Origin of the sequence: Comamonas denitrificans, from assembly GCF_017368815.1 — a bacterium.
GTDB classification, from domain to species: domain Bacteria; phylum Pseudomonadota; class Gammaproteobacteria; order Burkholderiales; family Burkholderiaceae_C; genus Comamonas; species Comamonas denitrificans.
In genome coordinates this window covers 38,743-56,836 of record NZ_JAFNME010000015.1, presented here as the reverse complement: position 1 = coordinate 56,836, position 18,094 = coordinate 38,743, and the positions used below count along the sequence as shown (strand labels likewise).

15 protein-coding genes and 1 pseudogene are annotated in these 18,094 nt (G+C 58.2%); 5 read left to right on the top strand and 11 right to left on the bottom strand.

What is annotated here, in order from left to right:
* Positions 1-5: 5 nt before the first annotated feature.
* From J1777_RS08375 to J1777_RS08350, 6 genes are all read right to left on the bottom strand, one after another.
* Positions 6-545 (bottom strand): shikimate kinase, encoded by a 540-nt coding sequence (locus J1777_RS08375; protein ID WP_207575297.1) that lies wholly within the window; start codon positions 543-545, stop codon positions 6-8.
* A 68-nt stretch (positions 546-613) separates the two neighbouring features.
* A complete protein-coding gene (locus tag J1777_RS08370) occupies positions 614-2,854 on the bottom strand; it encodes a type IV pilus secretin PilQ (protein ID WP_423220538.1) in 2,241 nt (746 codons plus the stop codon).
* 23 nt (positions 2,855-2,877) lie between these two features.
* On the bottom strand, positions 2,878-3,429 hold the full coding sequence (locus J1777_RS08365; protein ID WP_207575317.1) for a pilus assembly protein PilP: 552 nt from the start codon (positions 3,427-3,429) through the stop codon (positions 2,878-2,880).
* Complete coding sequence (locus J1777_RS08360) at positions 3,429-4,118, bottom strand: type IV pilus inner membrane component PilO (protein WP_207575295.1); 690 nt, start codon at positions 4,116-4,118, stop codon at positions 3,429-3,431. Before J1777_RS08360 ends, J1777_RS08365 begins: the two co-directional genes overlap by 1 nt.
* 1 nt (position 4,119) lies before the next feature.
* The gene (locus J1777_RS08355; RefSeq protein ID WP_207575294.1) at positions 4,120-4,716 is read right to left on the bottom strand and encodes a PilN domain-containing protein; all 597 of its coding nucleotides are present in this window, start codon (positions 4,714-4,716) and stop codon (positions 4,120-4,122) included.
* Positions 4,713-5,801, bottom strand: coding sequence for a pilus assembly protein PilM (locus J1777_RS08350; RefSeq protein WP_207575293.1), 1,089 nt, complete (start codon positions 5,799-5,801; stop codon positions 4,713-4,715). The genes J1777_RS08355 and J1777_RS08350 overlap by 4 nt, the downstream gene beginning before the upstream one ends.
* A 311-nt stretch (positions 5,802-6,112) precedes the next feature.
* Here J1777_RS08350 and J1777_RS08345 point away from each other — a divergent pair, with 311 nt between their 5' ends.
* The 3 genes from J1777_RS08345 to J1777_RS08335 are packed head-to-tail and all read left to right on the top strand — an operon-like array spanning position 6,113 to position 9,106.
* Positions 6,113-8,437 carry a penicillin-binding protein 1A gene (locus J1777_RS08345; protein ID WP_242700453.1) on the top strand — a complete coding sequence of 775 codons (2,325 nt, stop codon included), beginning with the start codon at positions 6,113-6,115 and terminating at the stop codon, positions 8,435-8,437.
* Positions 8,349-8,585: an LPS translocon maturation chaperone LptM gene (lptM, locus tag J1777_RS14580; RefSeq protein ID WP_423220537.1), complete on the top strand. Its 237-nt coding sequence runs from the start codon at positions 8,349-8,351 to the stop codon at positions 8,583-8,585. Before J1777_RS08345 ends, lptM begins: the two co-directional genes overlap by 89 nt.
* A gap of 2 nt (positions 8,586-8,587) precedes the next feature.
* Entirely contained in the window at positions 8,588-9,106 is a 519-nt protein-coding gene (locus tag J1777_RS08335) for an ImmA/IrrE family metallo-endopeptidase (protein WP_207575290.1), read from the top strand.
* Between the two features lie 30 nt (positions 9,107-9,136).
* On the opposite strand, the gene J1777_RS08330 is transcribed toward J1777_RS08335, so the two are convergent.
* Positions 9,137-10,462, bottom strand: coding sequence for a GGDEF domain-containing protein (locus J1777_RS08330; protein WP_207575289.1), 1,326 nt, complete (start codon positions 10,460-10,462; stop codon positions 9,137-9,139).
* A 162-nt stretch (positions 10,463-10,624) separates the two neighbouring features.
* On the opposite strand from J1777_RS08330, the pseudogene J1777_RS08325 reads away from it, so the two are divergent.
* Positions 10,625-12,673, top strand: a pseudogene (locus J1777_RS08325) (oxidoreductase); the annotation flags it as partial.
* A 105-nt stretch (positions 12,674-12,778) separates the two neighbouring features.
* The gene (locus J1777_RS14350) at positions 12,779-13,591 is read left to right on the top strand and encodes a crotonase/enoyl-CoA hydratase family protein (RefSeq protein WP_242700457.1); all 813 of its coding nucleotides are present in this window, start codon (positions 12,779-12,781) and stop codon (positions 13,589-13,591) included.
* A 93-nt stretch (positions 13,592-13,684) separates the two neighbouring features.
* Here the strand turns inward: J1777_RS14350 and J1777_RS08320 are convergent, their stop codons facing one another.
* The 4 genes from J1777_RS08320 to J1777_RS08305 all read right to left on the bottom strand — a co-directional run bounded on the left by J1777_RS08320 (position 13,685) and on the right by J1777_RS08305 (position 18,081).
* Positions 13,685-14,815, bottom strand: a complete 1,131-nt coding sequence (locus J1777_RS08320; RefSeq protein WP_207575287.1) for an acyl-CoA dehydrogenase family protein — start codon at positions 14,813-14,815, stop codon at positions 13,685-13,687.
* Positions 14,816-14,947: 132 nt separating this feature from the next.
* A complete protein-coding gene (locus J1777_RS08315; RefSeq protein ID WP_207575286.1) occupies positions 14,948-16,138 on the bottom strand; it encodes an acetyl-CoA C-acyltransferase in 1,191 nt (396 codons plus the stop codon).
* Positions 16,139-16,204: 66 nt separating this feature from the next.
* Positions 16,205-16,867 (bottom strand): carbonate dehydratase, encoded by a 663-nt coding sequence (gene can / locus J1777_RS08310; RefSeq protein ID WP_207575285.1) that lies wholly within the window; start codon positions 16,865-16,867, stop codon positions 16,205-16,207.
* Between the two features lie 32 nt (positions 16,868-16,899).
* Entirely contained in the window at positions 16,900-18,081 is a 1,182-nt protein-coding gene (locus J1777_RS08305) for an isovaleryl-CoA dehydrogenase (protein ID WP_207575284.1), read from the bottom strand.
* Positions 18,082-18,094: the final 13 nt, after the last annotated feature.

Genomic DNA, 18,094 nt, shown 5'->3' with positions numbered 1-18,094 from the left:
ATCGGTCAAATACTTCCCAAACCTGACAGGCCGGCCAAATCCACTTGCATGCAGATTTTGCGGGCGACTTGGGTGGGATTGTTGCGCTGGGTATCCAGTACGTAATGCGCCACTTCACGGTACAGCGGGCCGCGCACTTTTTGCAAGGCTTGCAGGCGTTGCAAGGCATCGACGCCTTGCAGCAACGGGCGCACAGTATCACCACGCAGCCGCCGGGCGATATCCTCTGGCGCAGCGTGCAGGTAAAACACCGTGCAGCCTTCACGCAAGGCCACCCGATTTTCTGGTTTGAGCACCGCGCCGCCGCCCGTGGCAATCACCGTGGGTTGGGGCGCTTGCAGCAAGGTGCGCAGCACCTGTGCCTCAATCTCCCGAAAAGCGGCCTCGCCGTGCTGGGCAAAATAATCTTTGATGCTGCAGCCCAGGCGCTCTTCAATGGCGTGGTCGGCATCGACAAACACCCAGCCGCCTTGGCGCGCCACCTGCCGCCCAATGGTCGATTTGCCCGAGCCGGGCAGTCCCACCAGTGCCAAATGCTTTGCCATAACGCTTGCCTTGATAAAAAAACCGCAAGGCCGCAATTGCGGCCTTGAGGGGTTAATGAAATTTTTGATTAACGGTTGGCGATGGCATCGGTGACCATGCGTGGGGTAATGAACACCAACATTTCCCGTTTTTCGGTTTCACGGGTTTTGTTTTTAAATAGATTGCCCATCACAGGAATATCTCCCAGCACGGGGACTTTATTCGTTTGATTGATTTCTTCCATTTCAAAAATACCACCAATCACCACCGTGCCACCATTTTCAACCAATACCTGGGTCCTAATACTTTTGGTATCAATCGCGGGGCCGTCATCCGTGCGGGCACCCACCGAATCCTTATGCACCTCCAAATCCATAATAATGTCGCCATCTGGGGTGATTTGAGGAATCACTTTTAACCGAAGAACGGCATCTTTGAATTCAACTTTTGGAATAGCACTGGCACCGGCCCCTGAGGAAGATTTATAAGGAATTTGGGTCCCTTGTTTAATTTCTGCCTCTGACTTGTCGGCGGTCATCAACCGGGGGCTGGAAACAATCTTGCCTACCCCTTCTGATTCCATGGCTGACAACTCCAAGCTCAAAAACCGTGTCATGCTGGAGTTGAATACACTCAATCCTATGCTTGCGGCAGCGGCACCGCTGGAAAGTGCGGCAGCTGGAAGGTTAATGAAGGGATTGTTAGAAATGGTACTGGATTGATTGGTTTCCCAGCCTCTATCTAAGCTGTTATTCCCTTGGTTTGAATTAATGCTTCCGCTATTGACATTGTTGTTATTAGCCCATCCAGGCCTGTATTCATATGCACCGGTATCATCATTTTTTATCCATTGCCCCGATTGTTTTTGTGCTGAGCTCCCGCCGTTGAAACTGGGGCCAATACTGCCGCGTCCAGGACGGTTATAACCTCCACCAAACTTTACCCCCAGTGCGCGACCAAAGGTATCGCGGGCCTCGACAATCCGTGCTTCAATGAGCACTTGTCGAACGGGTACGTCGAGTTTTTTCAGCAGTTCAGTAATTTCTTCCAGCTTGGTCGGCGTGTCGGTAATAAATAACTGGTTGGTGCGTTCTTCAGCAATCGCCGAGCCACGTTCTGATAAAAATCGTGTGTTATTGGTATTGGTGCCGGCAGTGCCTCCAGTATTTTGGGATTCAGTGAATTTCTTCACCAATTCTTCCGCTTTGGCGTAATTGATTTGAAAACCTTGGGTGCGCAGGGTTTCCAGCTGCTCAATGGAGCGGGCCGCTTCTAAATCCTTTTTCGTGCGCTCATCGATTTCTTCTCGAGGTGCAATCCACAGCACGTTGCCATTTTTCTTCATGCCCAGGCCCTTGGCCTCCATGATGATGTTCAAGGCTTGGTCCCAGGGCACGTCTTTGAGGCGCAGGGTTAAAGCGCCACCAACGGTGTCGGAGGTGACGATATTGAAATTGGTGAAGTCGGCAATCACCTGCAGCAGGGCTCGCACTTCAATGTTCTGGAAATTCAGCGACAGGCGCTCGCCAGAGAAACCTGGGCCCTGCGTTAGCTTGGTGGGATCGATTTTCTTTTCACGCACTTCCAGCACAAACTGGTCGTCGCTTTGGTAGGCGCTGTGCTCCCACTCGCCTTTCAGATCGACTTTCAAGCGCACCTTGTCGCCTTTTTGGGAGCTGGAAATCAGCTGTACTGGGGTGCCAAAATCCACCACATCCAGGCGACGCATCAGTGCGTCAGGCAGGCTGGAGCGCGAGAGTTCTACCACCAGACCCTTGCCTTCGTTGCGCACATCGGCGCTGGCACCGGCCGAGCCCAGGGCTACCACCAGGCGGCCTGCGCCGTCGCTAGTGCGGCGAAAATCTACATCGCGAATGCTTTTGGGCGATGCCACCGGGGCCGGTGCTGGCGTTACTTGCACGGGGGTGGAGATGGGGGCCACGGCCGAGGCGGTTTTTACCGGGTCGAGGTAAACCAAAACGGCATTGCCATCCAATTCGGTGCGGTAGTTGGTGGCCGATTTCAAGTTCAGCACCACGCGGGTGCGGCCCGAGGCCTCGACCACGTTGGCGGTATTGAGATTGCCTTGGTTGAGTTCGACCAGGGATTGGGGCAGGCCATTGGTCGTACTCAAAAAATCCAATGCAATGCGTGCCGGTGATTGCACGGCAAAGCCGGTGGGGGCTTGGCTGAGGGGCTCATCCAGCACAATGCGCACCACTTCGCCACCGCCTTGCACCGAGCCAGTGACCGATTGAATGCTCCCTGCCCAGGAAAAAACGGGGAGTAGAAAAGCCATCCCAACACTATAGGCCAGGGTATTTTTCATTGGTTTTTTTTGACGCAGCAGCATTATTTGGTTTCCTCTTGCAGTTCCAGGATGGTGGTTTTCTCTACCCAATCTCCCGCTGGGTCTTGAACAATTTCACGTAAACGAATGGCGCTTTCTGAAATTTTTTCTATGCGGCCATAGTTTTGCCCCATATATCCTCCAGCCTTGACTTGATAAACCTGCTTGTTCACCCGTACTAAAGCAGTTTCGCTGCCATTTTGGTGCATGCTTCCAACCATCGAGATGGCATCCAGGGGGAAGCTTTCCAGTTCTTGTTTGCGACGATTGAGCTCTTGTTCCAGCAAGTTGGTATTGGCTGTGTTTTTTTCGCTATCCAGGCGCAAAGCCGAAGTGAGCTTGAGAACGTTGAAGGGATCCATCAAGTCCGCGGTGGTATAGGGCTGAGGGGTGAAGGCCTTGGGCTCGCTCAAGGGTTGAATATTGGGCTTGGCATTTTTGCGTTCTTGGCGTACCCATTCACGCAAATCGCCGGTGGTGTCGCTCATACAGCCAGAAAGGGTCAGCACGGCCAGCACGCTGGCGAGCCATGGAAGGAGTTGATGGTTGCGCATCATTTTTTACCTCCTTTTTTCTTTTTGCTGGCTTCAGCCTGCTGTGCTTGTATCTCTTCAGGATCCAGGTAGCGATAGGTGCGGGCCTGCGCGTCCATGACCAAGCTTGTGCCTTTAGGGGTTGAAGTCAGGGCGATGTCGTTGATCGTGACAATGCGCGAAAGGTGTGCCACATCCGAAACAAAAGAACCCATGTCGTGAAAACGACCAGAAATGCGCAAAGTAATCGGCAACTCTGCATAGTAATCGCGAATGGATTCGGAGCCTGGACGGAATAAGTCAAATTGCAAGCCCCGCCCCATGCCAGCATGGTTCACATCTGACAGCAGCGCTGCCATCTCCGCTTTGTTGGGAAGTTGTTTTTCTAACTGGGTGACGTATTGTTGTACTAATTCGCGCTGGGCTTTGAGGGCTTCCAATCCAGCAGCTTTGCGCATTTTGGTGGAAAACTCTTGTTGCAGTGTGGTTTCTTTTTGCTGTTCTGCCTTCAGGTCTTCTTCTAAGGTGTTGAGATACGCAAACCAAGCACCAATCAAAACGCCTACGGCAATGGCGATAAACAAAAAGACTCTAGGGATCAGAGGCCACAGAGAAGGGTCTTTTGGGTCCAGATTTCGAAACTGATTTTTAAAGACTTCAAATTTCTCAGAAAGATCAGAAGCCGTATTGTTTTTGCTTTTATTGCGCATATCAGGGCTTTCTCTCTTGGTTTTGCTGCTTCACCTCGGTGGAGCGGACCAAGGTAAAAGACATGGTAAAAGTGACTACTTTACGCAAGTCTTTTGGAGCAACTTCGACGGTGCCAGAAACAATTTCCTTCAGAATAGGCTTGGTAAACCATGGCGACCCATTCGAGATGTTGCGCAGCACTTCAGAGACGCGTTCATTGGATTGCGCCGAGCCTTTTACCTCAACATTCATTCCTGTTTGCTTCATAGAAGTGATGTAAACCCCCTCAGGCAGGAGCTGGGTAATGTCGCTCAACAGATAGACTGGTAAATTACGATCAGCCTGTAAATCCTCTACTGATTTTTGCCGTGCTTTTAATGAGTTGATTTCTTCTTCAAGACCTTTAATGTCTTTAATTTGATTGTCTAGCTGAGATATTTCTGATTTTAAATAGCTGTTGCGCTCTTGTTGGCTATCAATCAAGGCTTGGTAGATAGAAAATACAACCGCCGCTGCCAGCAAACCGGCAAGCAAGGCGCCGAACATTGCCATTTGAAAAACTTCTTTGCGGCGTTTGTTCGCGATTTCTCGGTGCGGTAAGAGATTGATGAGAATCACTGGTAGAACCTCCGCAGTGCTAAGCCGCATGCGGTTAAGTAGGCGGGGGCCGCTTTGCGTATTTTTGATTTATTAATCGACGAACCCAGCTCCATGCCAAGGAAGGGGTCGAGTACCAAGGTTGAAACCTTGGTTTCATTTTGAATGGCTGAGGTCAGCCCTTCCAAAATCGCGGAGCCACCAAACAGCAAGATGTGCTGCACGTTGTGGTAGGGGGTACTGGTAAAGAAAAATTGCAGCGAGCGGCCGATGTCCAAGGCCAGGTTTTTGACAAAGGGTGCCAATACGGCGGTGGCGTAATCGTCCGGCAGATTGTCGTTGCGCTTTTTTTGTTCGGCTTCTTCGGGGGGGATGCTGTAGTAGCGGGCAATCGCTTGGGTCAGCTGCGCGCCTCCCATGCCTTGCTCGTGATCGAACAAAATTTCCTCACCGCGCAAAACTTGCATGGTGTACCCGCGATCGCCCACGTTGATCAGGACGGCCAAGTCGGCTTCGCCAACATGGGTGGGGGCTTGGGGATGGTCCAGCACGCGTTGTACGGCCAAGAGTGCAGCGTAGGATTCAATATCCAAGACGGTTGGTTTTAAACCAGCGATTTCGGCGGCCTCTTGGCGTTCGTGTGCTTTTTCTTTGCGGGTTGCGGCCAAGAGAACATCCACATCGCCTGGGTTTTTGGCATTGGGCCCAATGACGCAAAAATCCAGGCGCACTTCTTCCAATGCAAAGGGCAGGTATTGACTGGCTTCAGATTCAACCTGAATCTCCATTTCCTGATCAGAAAGGGCCCCGGGCAGAATAACTTTTTTGGTGATGACGGCCGATGCCGGCAGGGCCAGGGCAACGTTTTTCGTGCGCGTGCCACTTTTGGCCAATAGACGGTGGATGGTCGTGCTGACTTCATCCATGTTTGTGATGCTGCCATCCACAATACAGCCGGGGGGCAGCGGAACCATGGTGCAGCGCTCCAGCGTCCAGCCATCTTGGCCGTGACGCGCCAACTCCACCAACTTCACAGCCGTGGCGCTAATGTCCAGGCCAATGAGCGGCTCTGGCTGGCGTTGGAAAAGTGACTTCAGGGAAAGCAAGACAACTCCTATTTGCTGGCATCTACTGGTGTTTGCGGTATGTGGCGGAATGTAAGCCGGGCCGAATGATGCTAGCAGCAAGAAGTGATGTCGCTTTCCCGCGCAGTTCACAATTTCAAAGGAGTGTTGCCAAAACCGCACGTTTCAAGGGTTTTTGGTGACATCTGGTCGCACTCTGTGACACGTGTAGTTTGGCGGTGGCTTTCTATAATGCGCCTCTTGCCTGGTAGCCCTTTATGCCCACTTCGACACCTTCTTCTCATGGCGCAGCGTCGCCCAATCCCAAACAAACACCCCCGAAAAAAAAGCGTTTGCCGTGGCCCGTTCGGGCTATTTTTTGGGTGCTTGGTCTGGCGGTGGCTGGCATGGTGGCCGGGGCCTTTGTGGTGGCGATTGCTTTGTCGCAGGCCTACCCGAATTTGCCGGATATTTCAGATTTGGTTGATTACCAGCCTAAGCTGCCGCTGCGGGTCTACTCCTCAGAAGGGGTGTTGATTGGGGAGTTTGGTGAAGAGCGGCGCACGCTGACACCGATCCGCGAGATTCCCAAAGTAATGGTGGATGCGGTGCTGGCGATTGAAGATACGCGCTTTTTTGAGCACAACGGGGTGGACTACAAGGGTATTTTGCGGGCGGCCTTGGCCAATTTGGGCAAGGTCAAAAGCCAGGGGGCTTCCACCATCACCATGCAGGTGGCACGCAATGTGTACTTGTCGTCAGAGAAAACGTACACCCGCAAAATTTACGAAGTGCTGCTGACGTTCAAGTTAGAGCATTTGCTGACCAAAGAGAAAATTCTGGAGGTTTATATGAACCAGATTTTCTTGGGTCACCGGGCTTACGGTTTTGCCGCTGCCAGTGAGGTGTACTTTGGCAAGCCATTGAAGAACATCACCATTGCGGAGGCTGCCATGCTGGCCGGCCTGCCCAAAGCGCCATCGGCGTACAACCCGATCAGCAACCTCAAGCGGGCCCGTGTGCGCCAGCTGCACATCATTGACCGGATGGAGGAAAACGGCTTTATTACCGCCGAACAAGCCGAAGAAGCCCGTAACGAGCCCCTGCGGTTGCGCCGCGATAGGCCGCGCGAGAATGCGGCCCATGCGGACTACGTTGCAGAAATGGCCCGGCAGCTGATTTTTGACCAGTATGGGGAAGCGGCTTACACCAAAGGGCTGAATGTGTACACCACGCTCAAGCTCGATGAGCAAAACGTGGCCTATAAGGCCCTGCGCGAAGGCATCATGGCCTATGAGCGTCGCCAGCGCTTTCGCGGGCCGGAGCGCTTTGTTGCCTTGCCAACGGATGCGCAGGCGTTGGAGGATGTCGTAGATGATGCCCTGGCCCAACACCCGGACAACGGCGATGTGCTGGCCGCTGTGGTGTTGGAAGCTTCACCGAAAAAACTGGTCGTGGTGCGGGCCAATGGGGACAAGATTGAAATCACCGGCCAAGGACTCAAACCCGTTGAGTCGGGTTTGGCCGCCAAAGCGCCGCCGCAGATCAAGATTGTTCCGGGTGCGATCATCCGCATCATCCAGACGGGCACTACCTGGGCGGCCACGCAGTTGCCGGAAGTGGAAGGGGCCTTTGTTGCTTTGGACCCCAATACCGGGGCCATTCGGGCCTTGGTGGGGGGCTTTGACTTTGCGAAAAACAAATTCAACCACGTCACCCAAGCTTGGCGCCAGCCCGGCTCGGCGTTCAAGCCGTTTATCTACTCTGCTGCGCTGGAGAAAGGCATTGTTCCTTCCACCATCGTCAATGACGCTCCTTTGGTGTATGGCGCGGGGGTGACGGGGGGGCAACCTTGGACACCGAAAAACTACGATGGCCGCTTTGAAGGCCCCATGACGGCGCGCGTGGCCATGGCAAAGTCAAGAAATATTCCCGCCATTCGCATTCTGGAGGCAGCCACGCCGGCCTTTACCCAGCAGTGGATCACGCGCTTTGGTTTTGAGGCCAGCAAACACCCGGCATACCTCACCATGGCTTTGGGCGCGGGCTCGGTCACGCCGATGCAAATGGCGGTGGGCTTTGCCACTTTTGCCAATACCGGCTACCGCATTACGCCGTGGCTGATTACCAAAATCACCGACCAGCGTGGTGTGGCCTTGGCCGAGTACCAGCCCAAGCCCCTGGCCCAGCAGCAGCGGGTGATTGAGCCGCGCAATGCCTTCATCATGGACAGCATGTTGCAGACGGTGGCCAGCTCGGGCACCGCCGCGCGCGCGCAAGCCACCTTGAAGCGGCCCGATTTGTACGGCAAAACCGGCACCACCAACGATGCCATGGATGCCTGGTTTGCTGGCTTTCAGCCCAATCTGGTGGCCGTCACCTGGATTGGTTACGACACGCCGCGCAACCTTGGCTCGCGCGAGACTGGCGGGGGCTTGAGCCTGCCGATCTGGATTCAATACATGCAGTACGCATTAAAGGATGAGCCTGTGGCCAGCTACACCGTGCCGCCGGGTGTCACCAATGCCAATGGCGAATGGTTTTATACCGAGAACGTGGAATCGAGCGTGCGCGGTTTGGGCATGAGTGATGTCCCCCTGGAGGGAGGGGAGGATGCCATTCCTACGCCCAATGCTGAAGAGCGCAAAAACATTCTGGATTTGTTCCGCAACAATTAAATCATCTACGGCTATGCGTTTTACCTATTTGCTTCGTACTTTGGCGCTTGTGATGGCCGTGGCTGCTTTGGGCGGCTGCGGCCAAAGCGGCCCGCTTTACCTTCCTGGGGCGCAGGCTTCAGCCCCCCAGGCAGCGCCCGCTGCATAGCCATGACCCTGCTGGCCGAAGGCGTGCTGAATGCGCACTGGGATCACAAGCTTCCGGTGAATTTAGCCCGCATCGCCAAGGGCATGGAGGTGGTGGTGGCCTTTGCCCCGTTGGGCCGGGTGTGTGCCCTGGTGGAGCTGGCCGCCAAGCGCAAGCCGCGCATTGTGATTGATCGCCAGCACCCTTTAGAGCGCCAGCGCTATGGTGTGGCCCATGCGCTGGGGCACATTGCCTTGCACCATTTGCGCCCAGGTCAGACGCGCGCGATTGAGGTGTCAGACAGCTACCACTGCAACGTGCAGGAGCGCATCGACAACGAGGCCAATGACTTTGCCCTGCGCCTGCTGCTGCCCGAGGCGGCGCTGCGTGCGCAGGTACAGCCCTTGACCCCGGTAGCAGCCTTGGCCCAGGTGTTTCAAGTGGCACCGATTTTGATCAAGCAGCGCATGGCCGACTTGAATTTGCCCTGGCCGCGCACCCTGGCACAACAATTGCGCCCAGAGACCACCTGGGATGACTAAAGAATTGTCAAAATAAATAGCGGTTTGCGCTTATTCAGCAAAGAAAACGCGGTTCTTTCCTGCTTTTTTCGCCATATAAACAGCCTTGTCAGCTCTGATTAATGCGTGTTGGTAGTCCTCGTTGGCTTGCAGCTGCGCCACGCCAGCGCTGAAGGTGATCAGCACCCGTTCGTTGTCTTGCAAAAAGTACTGCGCAGTGAGCGTGCGCTGTAGGCGCTTCATGATTTCAACGGCCTGGGTGGCGGTCGTGCCGGGCAGGAGGAAAACGAATTCTTCTCCGCCATAGCGGGCCAGCTGGTCTTGGGTGCGCATGACTTTTTTGGCCACATGGACCAGATGCTCCAGGGCTTTGTCGCCGGCATCGTGGCCCAAGCGGTCGTTGAGGTTTTTAAAGTCATCCAAATCCAACAAGGCAACGCACAAGGGGGCACCGGTCTTTTGCGCGGCTTGGACTTCTTGCTCCAGTGCCTCGTCCATGCCCCGGCGGTTGAGTGCCCCGGTTTGGGCATCGGTGCGGGCTTGGGCCGAGGTCTCCACCAGGGCATCGCGCAGGCGGTTGATTTCCTGCATCCCTTGTTCGCTTTGCATGCGCAAGGTGTGCAGCTCATGGCGGGCCAGATCGCAGCGATCGGCCATGGCGCGGGTGGCACCGATGACATCTTCGAGCAGCGGGGTGATTTCGTGCAGCTGCGAGACTTTGGAGAGCTTGGCGGCGCACTGCTCCAGATGGTCGTGATAGCTGCTGTTGGTGTCCCCTATGTCGGCCAAACGGTCAATAAACGTAGCGAGCAAATCACGCACTTGGTTTTGCGCTTGCACCAGGCGCTCTTTGGCCTCGGTTTGCTTGAAGATCACCTCTTGCAGGCGCTGCTCCATCTCTTGCAGGCGTGGCAGCGTCAGCGGTGGCTCGGTGGCTGTTTGCAGCGCGCTCAACTGCCCCTCCAGCCACTGGTCGTCCAAACACAGCACGGCCATGTTTTGCAGGATCAGCCCCAGCAAGCGCAGCAAACCCTCGTGCAGCTGCACCTGGTCGGGCACCGCAAACGACAGGCGGTGGCTAAAGTTTTGCAGCAGCAAGAGTGCGGTGCTCAGCTCGGGCTGGGGTTGGCGCAAAAAATGCACCAGCTGCTCGGACATTTCGCGCAAGCGCGCATCGCTGTGTGCAAAGGCAGGCTGTGCAAACTCACACAAGCGTGCCAATTGGTGGGCCAGGCCGGGCGGGACCACGATGGCATCAATCGTCCCAGCGGCTTCGTAGTAAGCCGCTTGGTAGTTTTCGGGAGTAGGTGGTTGCTCCCGTGAAAACAACAGCCTAAGCGCTTCGCGGGCAAGAGTAGAGGGGGATTTTTCGACCATGACAGGCTAAAGCGTAGGCAGCATAAAAAAGGAGCACAGCCTTTTCATTCTAAAGAGTCCCCTAGGTAACGCCAAAACGATATCTTTAAATGCCACAATAATAGAACGGCCGTGCATTTTTGCCGGTATTTGCTGCGCATTTTCATTTGCCAAGGACATTCCATGACCGCTACTGCTGCCATTGCATCCACTGCATCCCCTTACCCTCACTTGCTGGCCCCGCTGAACCTGGGCTTTACCACGTTGAAAAACCGCGTACTCATGGGCTCCATGCACGTGGGGCTGGAAGAAGCACCCAATGGCTTTGAGCGCATGGCGGCGTTTTACGCCGAGCGGGTCAAGGGCGGCGTGGGCCTGATCGTGACCGGCGGCATTGCCCCCAACGAAGCGGGCCGGCCCATGCCCGGCGGCGCGGCCATGACTTCGCAAGCCGAGGCCGACAAGCACCGGGTGGTAACGCAGGCCGTGCATGACGCAGGCGGCAAGATTTGCATGCAAATCCTGCACTTTGGCCGCTACGCCTACCACCCGCAGCTGGTGGCACCCAGCGCCCTCAAAGCCCCCATCAGCCCGTTTGCCCCCAAGGCATTGACCACCCAAGAAGTGCAACAAACGGTGGAGGACTACGCCAACGCCGCCGCCCTGGCGCAAAGCGCGGGCTACGACGGTGTGGAAATCATGGGCTCCGAGGGCTACCTGATCAACGAATTCATCGCCGCACAGACCAACCAGCGCGACGACGAGTACGGCGGCAGCTACGAGAACCGCATCCGCTTTGCGTTGGAGATCGTGCGCCGCACGCGCGCGCGGGTGGGCCAGCACTTCATCATCATCTTCCGCCTGTCGATGCTTGACCTGGTCGAAGGCGGCTCCACGCAGGACGAAGTGGTGCAACTGGCGCAGGCGCTGGAAGCGGCGGGCGTGACGATTTTGAACACCGGCATTGGCTGGCACGAGGCCCGCATTCCCACCATCGCCACCAAGGTGCCGCGCGCCGCCTTTGCCTGGGTGACCGAGCAGCTCAAGGGCAAGGTCGGCATTCCACTGGTGGCCACCAACCGCATCAACACCCCTGACGTGGCAGAAAACATCCTCGCCAGCGGCCAGGCCGACATGGTGAGCATGGCGCGGCCCTTCTTGGCCGACCCGGAATTTGTGAACAAGGCGGCTGCCGGGCGCGCGCAGGACATCAACACCTGCATTGGCTGCAACCAGGCCTGCCTGGACCACACCTTTGCGGGCAAGATCACCTCCTGTCTGGTGAACCCCCGCGCTTGCCATGAAACCATTCTGGTGCCGCAGCCCCTGCCAGCGGCCGCGCAAAAAGAGCGCATTGCCGTGGTTGGCGCTGGCCCAGCGGGTCTGGCCTTTGCCACCGAAGCGGCCCAGCGTGGGCTGGAGGTGACGCTGTTGGACGCTGGTCACGAGATTGGCGGCCAATTCAACATTGCCAAGCAAATTCCGGGCAAGGAAGAGTTTTACGAAACCCTGCGCTACTTTGGCGAGCGCCTTAAGCACAGCGGCGTGACCGTCAAATTGGGGCAGCACGTGGCGGCAGACGATTTGGTGCAGGCGGGCTTCAAGCACGTGGTGCTGGCCACCGGCATTCGCCCGCGCCTGCCGCAGATTGAGGGCATGGACCACCCCAAGGTACTGGGCTATCTGGACGTGCTGCGCGACAAAAAGCCCGTGGGCCAGACCGTGGCCGTGATTGGTGCAGGCGGCATTGGCTTTGACGTGAGCGAATACCTGCTGCACGAGGGTGAGAGCACCAGCCTCAACCCAGCCCAATTTTTTGCCGAATGGGGCGTGGACACCACGGGCGCGAAGCGCGGCGGGGTTCAGCCTGGGCAGATTCCCGCTGCGCCACGCCAGATTTACCTGCTGCAGCGCAAGAGCAGCAAGGTGGGCGCGGGCCTGGGCAAAACCACGGGCTGGATTCACCGCACGGGGCTGAAAAACCGGGGCGTGCAGATGCTGGCCGGCGTGACGTACCGCAAGATTGACGATGCGGGCCTGCACATCACGGTGGAGGGCCAAGACCGGTTGCTGGCGGTGGACAACGTCATCGTCTGCGCTGGCCAAGACCCCAACCGTGAACTGCAGGTCGCGCTGCAGGCCCAGGGCGTGACCGTGCACCTGATTGGCGGGGCCGACAAGGCCGCCGAGCTCGATGCCAAACGCGCCATCCAGCAGGGCACGGAGCTGGCGCTGCGCCTGGACCCCTGCGATCAATCTAAAACCGTAGCTGCTAACGCAGATGCACAAAGCGCTAATGGCCAAAATGATGCCAAAAACAATACCGCAGATGCGGCCTTGGAGCTGAGCACCCTGCGCGTCACGCTGGAGCAGCACATTGCCACCGTCACCCTGAACCGTGCCGACAAGGCCAACGCCATGAACGCCGCCATGTGGCAGGAAATTCGCCAGGCCTTTGAGTGGGTGGACCGCACGCCCGAGGTGCGCGTGGCCGTGCTGCAGGCCGAGGGCAAGCTGTTTTGCTCCGGCATTGACCTGCAAATGATGATGTCCATGCCCGCGCAGATTGCCGACGACTGCGAAGGCCGCCAGCGCGAAAAGCTGCGCCGCGTGATTTTGGACTTGCAAGACACCCTGACCAGCCTGGAGCGCTGCCGTAAACCCGTGCTGGCCGCCATCCACGGCCCCTGCATTGGCGGCGGGGTTGATCTGGTGGTGTGCGCCGACATGCGCTACGCCAGCAGCGAGGCCAGCTTTTGCATCAAAGAAATTGACCTGGGCATGGTGGCCGATGTGGGCACCTTGCAGCGCCTGCCCAAGCTGGTGGGCCAGGGCATCACCCGCGAGCTGGCCTACACCGGCCGCACCCTGGGCGCGGCCGAGGCGCAGCAGATCGGCCTGGTCAATCGCGTGTTTGACAGCCGCGCGGCGCTGTACGCGGGCGTGCAGGAGATTGCCCGGCAGATTGCCGCCAAGTCGCCCTTGTCGATTCGCGGCAGCAAGGAAATGCTCAACTACGCCCGCGACCACAGCGTGGCCGATGGCCTGAACCATGTGGCCACCTGGAACGCCGCCATGCTGCAAAGCGACGACCTGATGGCCGCCATGGTGGCGGGCATGAGCAAGCAAACGCCGGAATTTAAAAATTAAGCATCGCTTGGCGCACATGCCACGGAAAACGCCCCGCAAGTTGCGGGGCGTTTTGCTGGGGACGCAGCGCCTGCGGCTGCGCGGGGCGTGTCGTTACGCCAGGCCGCGCTGGATGATGATTTTTTGCACGTCGCTGGTGCCTTCGTAGATTTGGCACACGCGCACATCGCGGTAGATGCGCTCGACTGGGAAGTCATTCACCACGCCGTAGCCGCCCAGCGTTTGGATGGCGGCGCTGCACACGCGCTCGGCCATTTCGCTGGCAAACAGCTTGGCCATGGCCGCTTCTTGCAGGCAGGGCAGGCCGGCATCGCGCAGGCTGGCCGCGTGCCAAATCAGCTGGCGCGCCGCCTCAAGCTGCGTGGCGCAGTCGGCCAGGCGAAAGCCCACGGCCTGGTGGTTGAAGATGGGCTGGCCAAAGCTCTCGCGCTCTTTGCTGTAGTGCAGGGCGCATTCAAAGGCCGCGCGGGCCATGCCCACGCTTTGCGCGGCGATGCCGATGCGCCCACCCTCCAGGGCCGAGAGGGCAATTTTGTAGCCATCGCCCTCGGCACCGATCAGGTTCTCGGCCGGGATGCGGCAGTCGTCCAAATTGATTTGCGCGGTATCGCTGCTGTGCTGGCCCAGCTTTTCTTCCAGCCGCGCCACCTGGTAGCCGGGGTTGTTGGTAGGCACGATAAAGGCGCTCATGCCCTTTTTGCCTGCGGTTTTATCCGTGACGGCAATGACGATGGCCACCTGGCCGTTCTTGCCGCTGGTGATGAATTGCTTCACCCCGTTGAGCACATACTCCTTGCCCTCTTTCACCGCCGTGGTGCGCAGGGCCGAAGCGTCCGAGCCCACGTGCGGCTCGGTCAGGCAGAACGCGCCCAGCATTTCGCCGCGCGCCAGGGGGGTGAGCCATTGCTGCTTTTGCGCCGCATTGCCGTAGCGCATGAGGATGGCGTTCACCGGGCAGTTGGTCACGCTGATGGCGGTGCTGGTGCCGCCGTCACCGGCCGCGATTTCTTCCAGCACCAGCGCCAAGCTGAGGTAGTCCAGCCCCGCGCCGCCGTATTCCTCGGGCACGCAGATGCCGTAAGCGCCCAGCGCGGCCAGGCCCTGGTGGACATCTTTGGGGAAGTGGTGCTCTTTGTCCCAGCGGGCGGCGTGGGGGGTGATTTCGGACTGCACAAACTCGCGCATGGCATCGCGCACCATGTGTTGGTCTGGGGTCAGTAGCATCTGGCTCTCCTGAAGGTAAATGGGCTGCCCGCTAGGCAAATATTTTGGTGAGCTGTTTCCGCTTGAAAACAAAGCATTTCAAAGTGAAAACACAGTAAAACTGTTTATTTAAAAGCGGAAACAGCTATTTTTTTAGATTAACTCGACTGCCATGGCCGTGGCCTCGCCGCCGCCGATGCACAGCGTGGCCAGGCCTTTTTTCAGGCCCCGGGCCTGCAAGGCGTGCAGCAGGGTGACGATGATGCGGGCACCGCTGGCCCCAATCGGGTGGCCCAGGGCGCAGGCACCGCCATTGACGTTTACCTTTTCGTGCGGCACGTTCAGGTCGGCCATCAGCGCCATGGGGACGACGGCGAAGGCTTCGTTGATTTCCCACAGGTCGACGTCCTCGACCTTCCAGCCGGCTTTTTTCAGCACTTTTTCCGTCGCACCGACGGGGGCGGTGCTGAACCATTCCGGCGCTTGTGCGTGGGTGGCGTGGGCGACGATCTTGGCCAGCGGCTTGCAGCCCAGTTGCTGCGCGGTGGACTGGCGCATCAGCACCAGGGCGGCGGCACCGTCGTTGATGCTGGAACTGGCGGCGGCGGTGATGGTGCCGTCCTTTTTGAACGCGGGGCGCAGGGTGGGGATTTTGTCGGTGCGGATTTTCAAAGGGCCTTCGTCTTGGTCGATGGTCACTTCGCCCTTGCGCGTCTGGAAGGTCACAGGGGTGATTTCGGCCTTGAACGCGCCCGATTCAATCGCCTGCTGGGCCCGCGTCACGCTGGCGATGGCAAAGGCATCTTGTTGCTCGCGGGTGAATTGGTATTTGGCGGCGCAGTCTTCGCCAAAGGTGCCCATGCTGCGGCCCGCTTCGTAAGCGTCTTCCAGACCGTCAAGCATCATGTGGTCAAACACCTTGTCGTGGCCCATGCGGTAGCCGCCCCGGCCTTTTTTCAGCAAATAGGGGGCGTTGGTCATGCTCTCCATGCCGCCTGCAACCATGACCTCGCGGCTGCCGGCCACGATCTGGTCGTGCGCCAGGATGGTCGCCTCCATGCCCGCACCGCACATTTTCGACAGGGTGACGGCACCGGTGCTTTGCGGCAGGCCGCCTTTGAAACCGGCTTGGCGGGCGGGGGCTTGGCCCTGGCCGGCCATCAGGCAGTTGCCAAACAGCACTTCTTCGACTTTTTCCGGGGCGATGCCGGCGCGCTCGACGGCGGCCTTGATCGCAGCGCCGCCCAGGTCGTGCGCGGCCAGGTCGGAAAAACCGCCCTGGAAGGCACCCATGGGGGTGCGCACGGCGCTGACGATGACGACGGGGTCTTGCTGGTGGGACATGTTGTGTTCTCCTGGGTGTAGAAAAACCAGCGCCGGGGCGCTGGTTGAGGGGGGAAATTCAGGGGGTTAGCTGCGCTCGCGGGTAGCGACCAGTTCCACGGCCCGTTCATGCACGTCGTACAGGCCGCCCACGCCGGGCAGGGTGATTTCCAGGTTGGTGATCAAGCCGTTTTTCAGGCTGTAGCACCAGCCGTGCAGGGTGACTTTTTGGCCACGGGCCCAAGCATCTTGCATGACGGTGCTTTGCGCGACGTTCATCACCTGCTCAATCACGTTCAGCTCGCACAGCACATCGTGGCGGTGCTGCACGGCGGTGTTTTTGATCAGGTGGTAGTGCTTGACGCGCACGTCTTTGACGTGGCGAATCCAGTTGTCGGCCAGGCCCACGCGCAATTCTTCCAGGGCCGCCAGCACGCCGCCGCAGCCGTAGTGGCCCACGACCATCAAGTGCTCGACCTTGAGCTGGTCAATGGCGTATTGAATGGTCGAGAGGCAGTTCAAGTCGCTGGGCACGACGACGTTGGCCACGTTGCGGTGCACAAACACCTCGCCCGGCTCCAGTCCACTGATCTGGTTGGCGGGCACCCGGCTGTCCGAGCAACCAATCCACATGTATTTGGGGTTTTGTTGCTCGGTCAGTTTGGTGAAAAAGCCGGGACGCTCGCATTCGACGCGCTGGGCCCATTCGCGGTTATTGGCTAAGAGGTCGTCGATGGTCGTCGTGGGCATAGGGCTCCTTTAAGAGGGTTTCGGGGTTTAAATCAACAAGTTTCGGCGAAGAGCTCGCGGCCGATCAGCATGCGGCGGATCTCGCTGGTGCCTGCGCCGATTTCGTAGAGTTTCGCATCGCGCCACAGGCGGCCCAGGGGGTACTCGTTGATATAACCGTTGCCGCCATGGATTTGGATGCCCTCGCCGGCCATCCAGGTGGCTTTTTCGGCGGTCCACAAAATCACGCTAGCGCAGTCTTTGCGCACCTGGCGCACGTGCTCCTGGCCCAGCATGTCCAGGTTTTTGGCCACCGTGTAGGCAAAGCTGCGGCCCGCCTGCAGCACGGTGTACATGTCGGCCACCTTGCCCTGGATGAGCTGGAACTCGCCAATGCTTTGGCCAAACTGCTTGCGGTCGTGGATGTAGGGCACCACGTTGTCCATCACCGCCTGCATGATGCCCAGCGGGCCGCCGGTGAGCACGGCGCGTTCGTAGTCCAGCCCGCTCATCAGCACCTTGGCCCCGCCATTGACGGTGCCCAGAACGTTCTCAGCGGGCACTTCTACGTTTTGGAACACCAGCTCGCCGGTGTGGCTGCCGCGCATGCCCAGCTTGTCCAGCTTTTGCGCGACGGAAAAGCCCTTCATGCCTTTTTCGATCAAAAAGGCGGTCACGCCGCGCGCGCCCAGTTCGGGCTCGGTTTTGGCATAGACCACCAGGGTGTCGGCATCGGGGCCGTTGGTGATCCACATTTTGTTGCCGTTGAGCAGGTAGTAGCCGCCCTTGTCCTCGGCTTTGAGCTTCATGCTGATGACATCCGAGCCTGCGCCGGGCTCGCTCATGGCCAGCGCGCCGATGTGCTCGCCGGAAATCAGCTTGGGCAGGTATTTGGCTTTTTGCGCGGCGTTGCCGTTGCGGTTGATTTGGTTCACGCACAGGTTGGAGTGCGCCCCGTAGGACAGGCCGATCGAGGCGCTGGCACGCGAGATTTCCTCCATCGCCACCATGTGCGCCAGGTAGCCCATGTTGGCACCGCCGTATTCCTCGCCCACGGTGATGCCCAGCACGCCCAGGTCACCAAACTTTTGCCACAGGTCCATGGGGAATTGGTCGGTGTGGTCGGCCTCGGCGGCGCGGGGGGCGATCTCGGCCTGGGCAAAGTCGCGCACGGCATCGCGCAGGGCATCAATGTCTTCACCAAGCTGGAAGTTCAGGCCGGGCAGGTTGGTCATGATTATCTCCTTG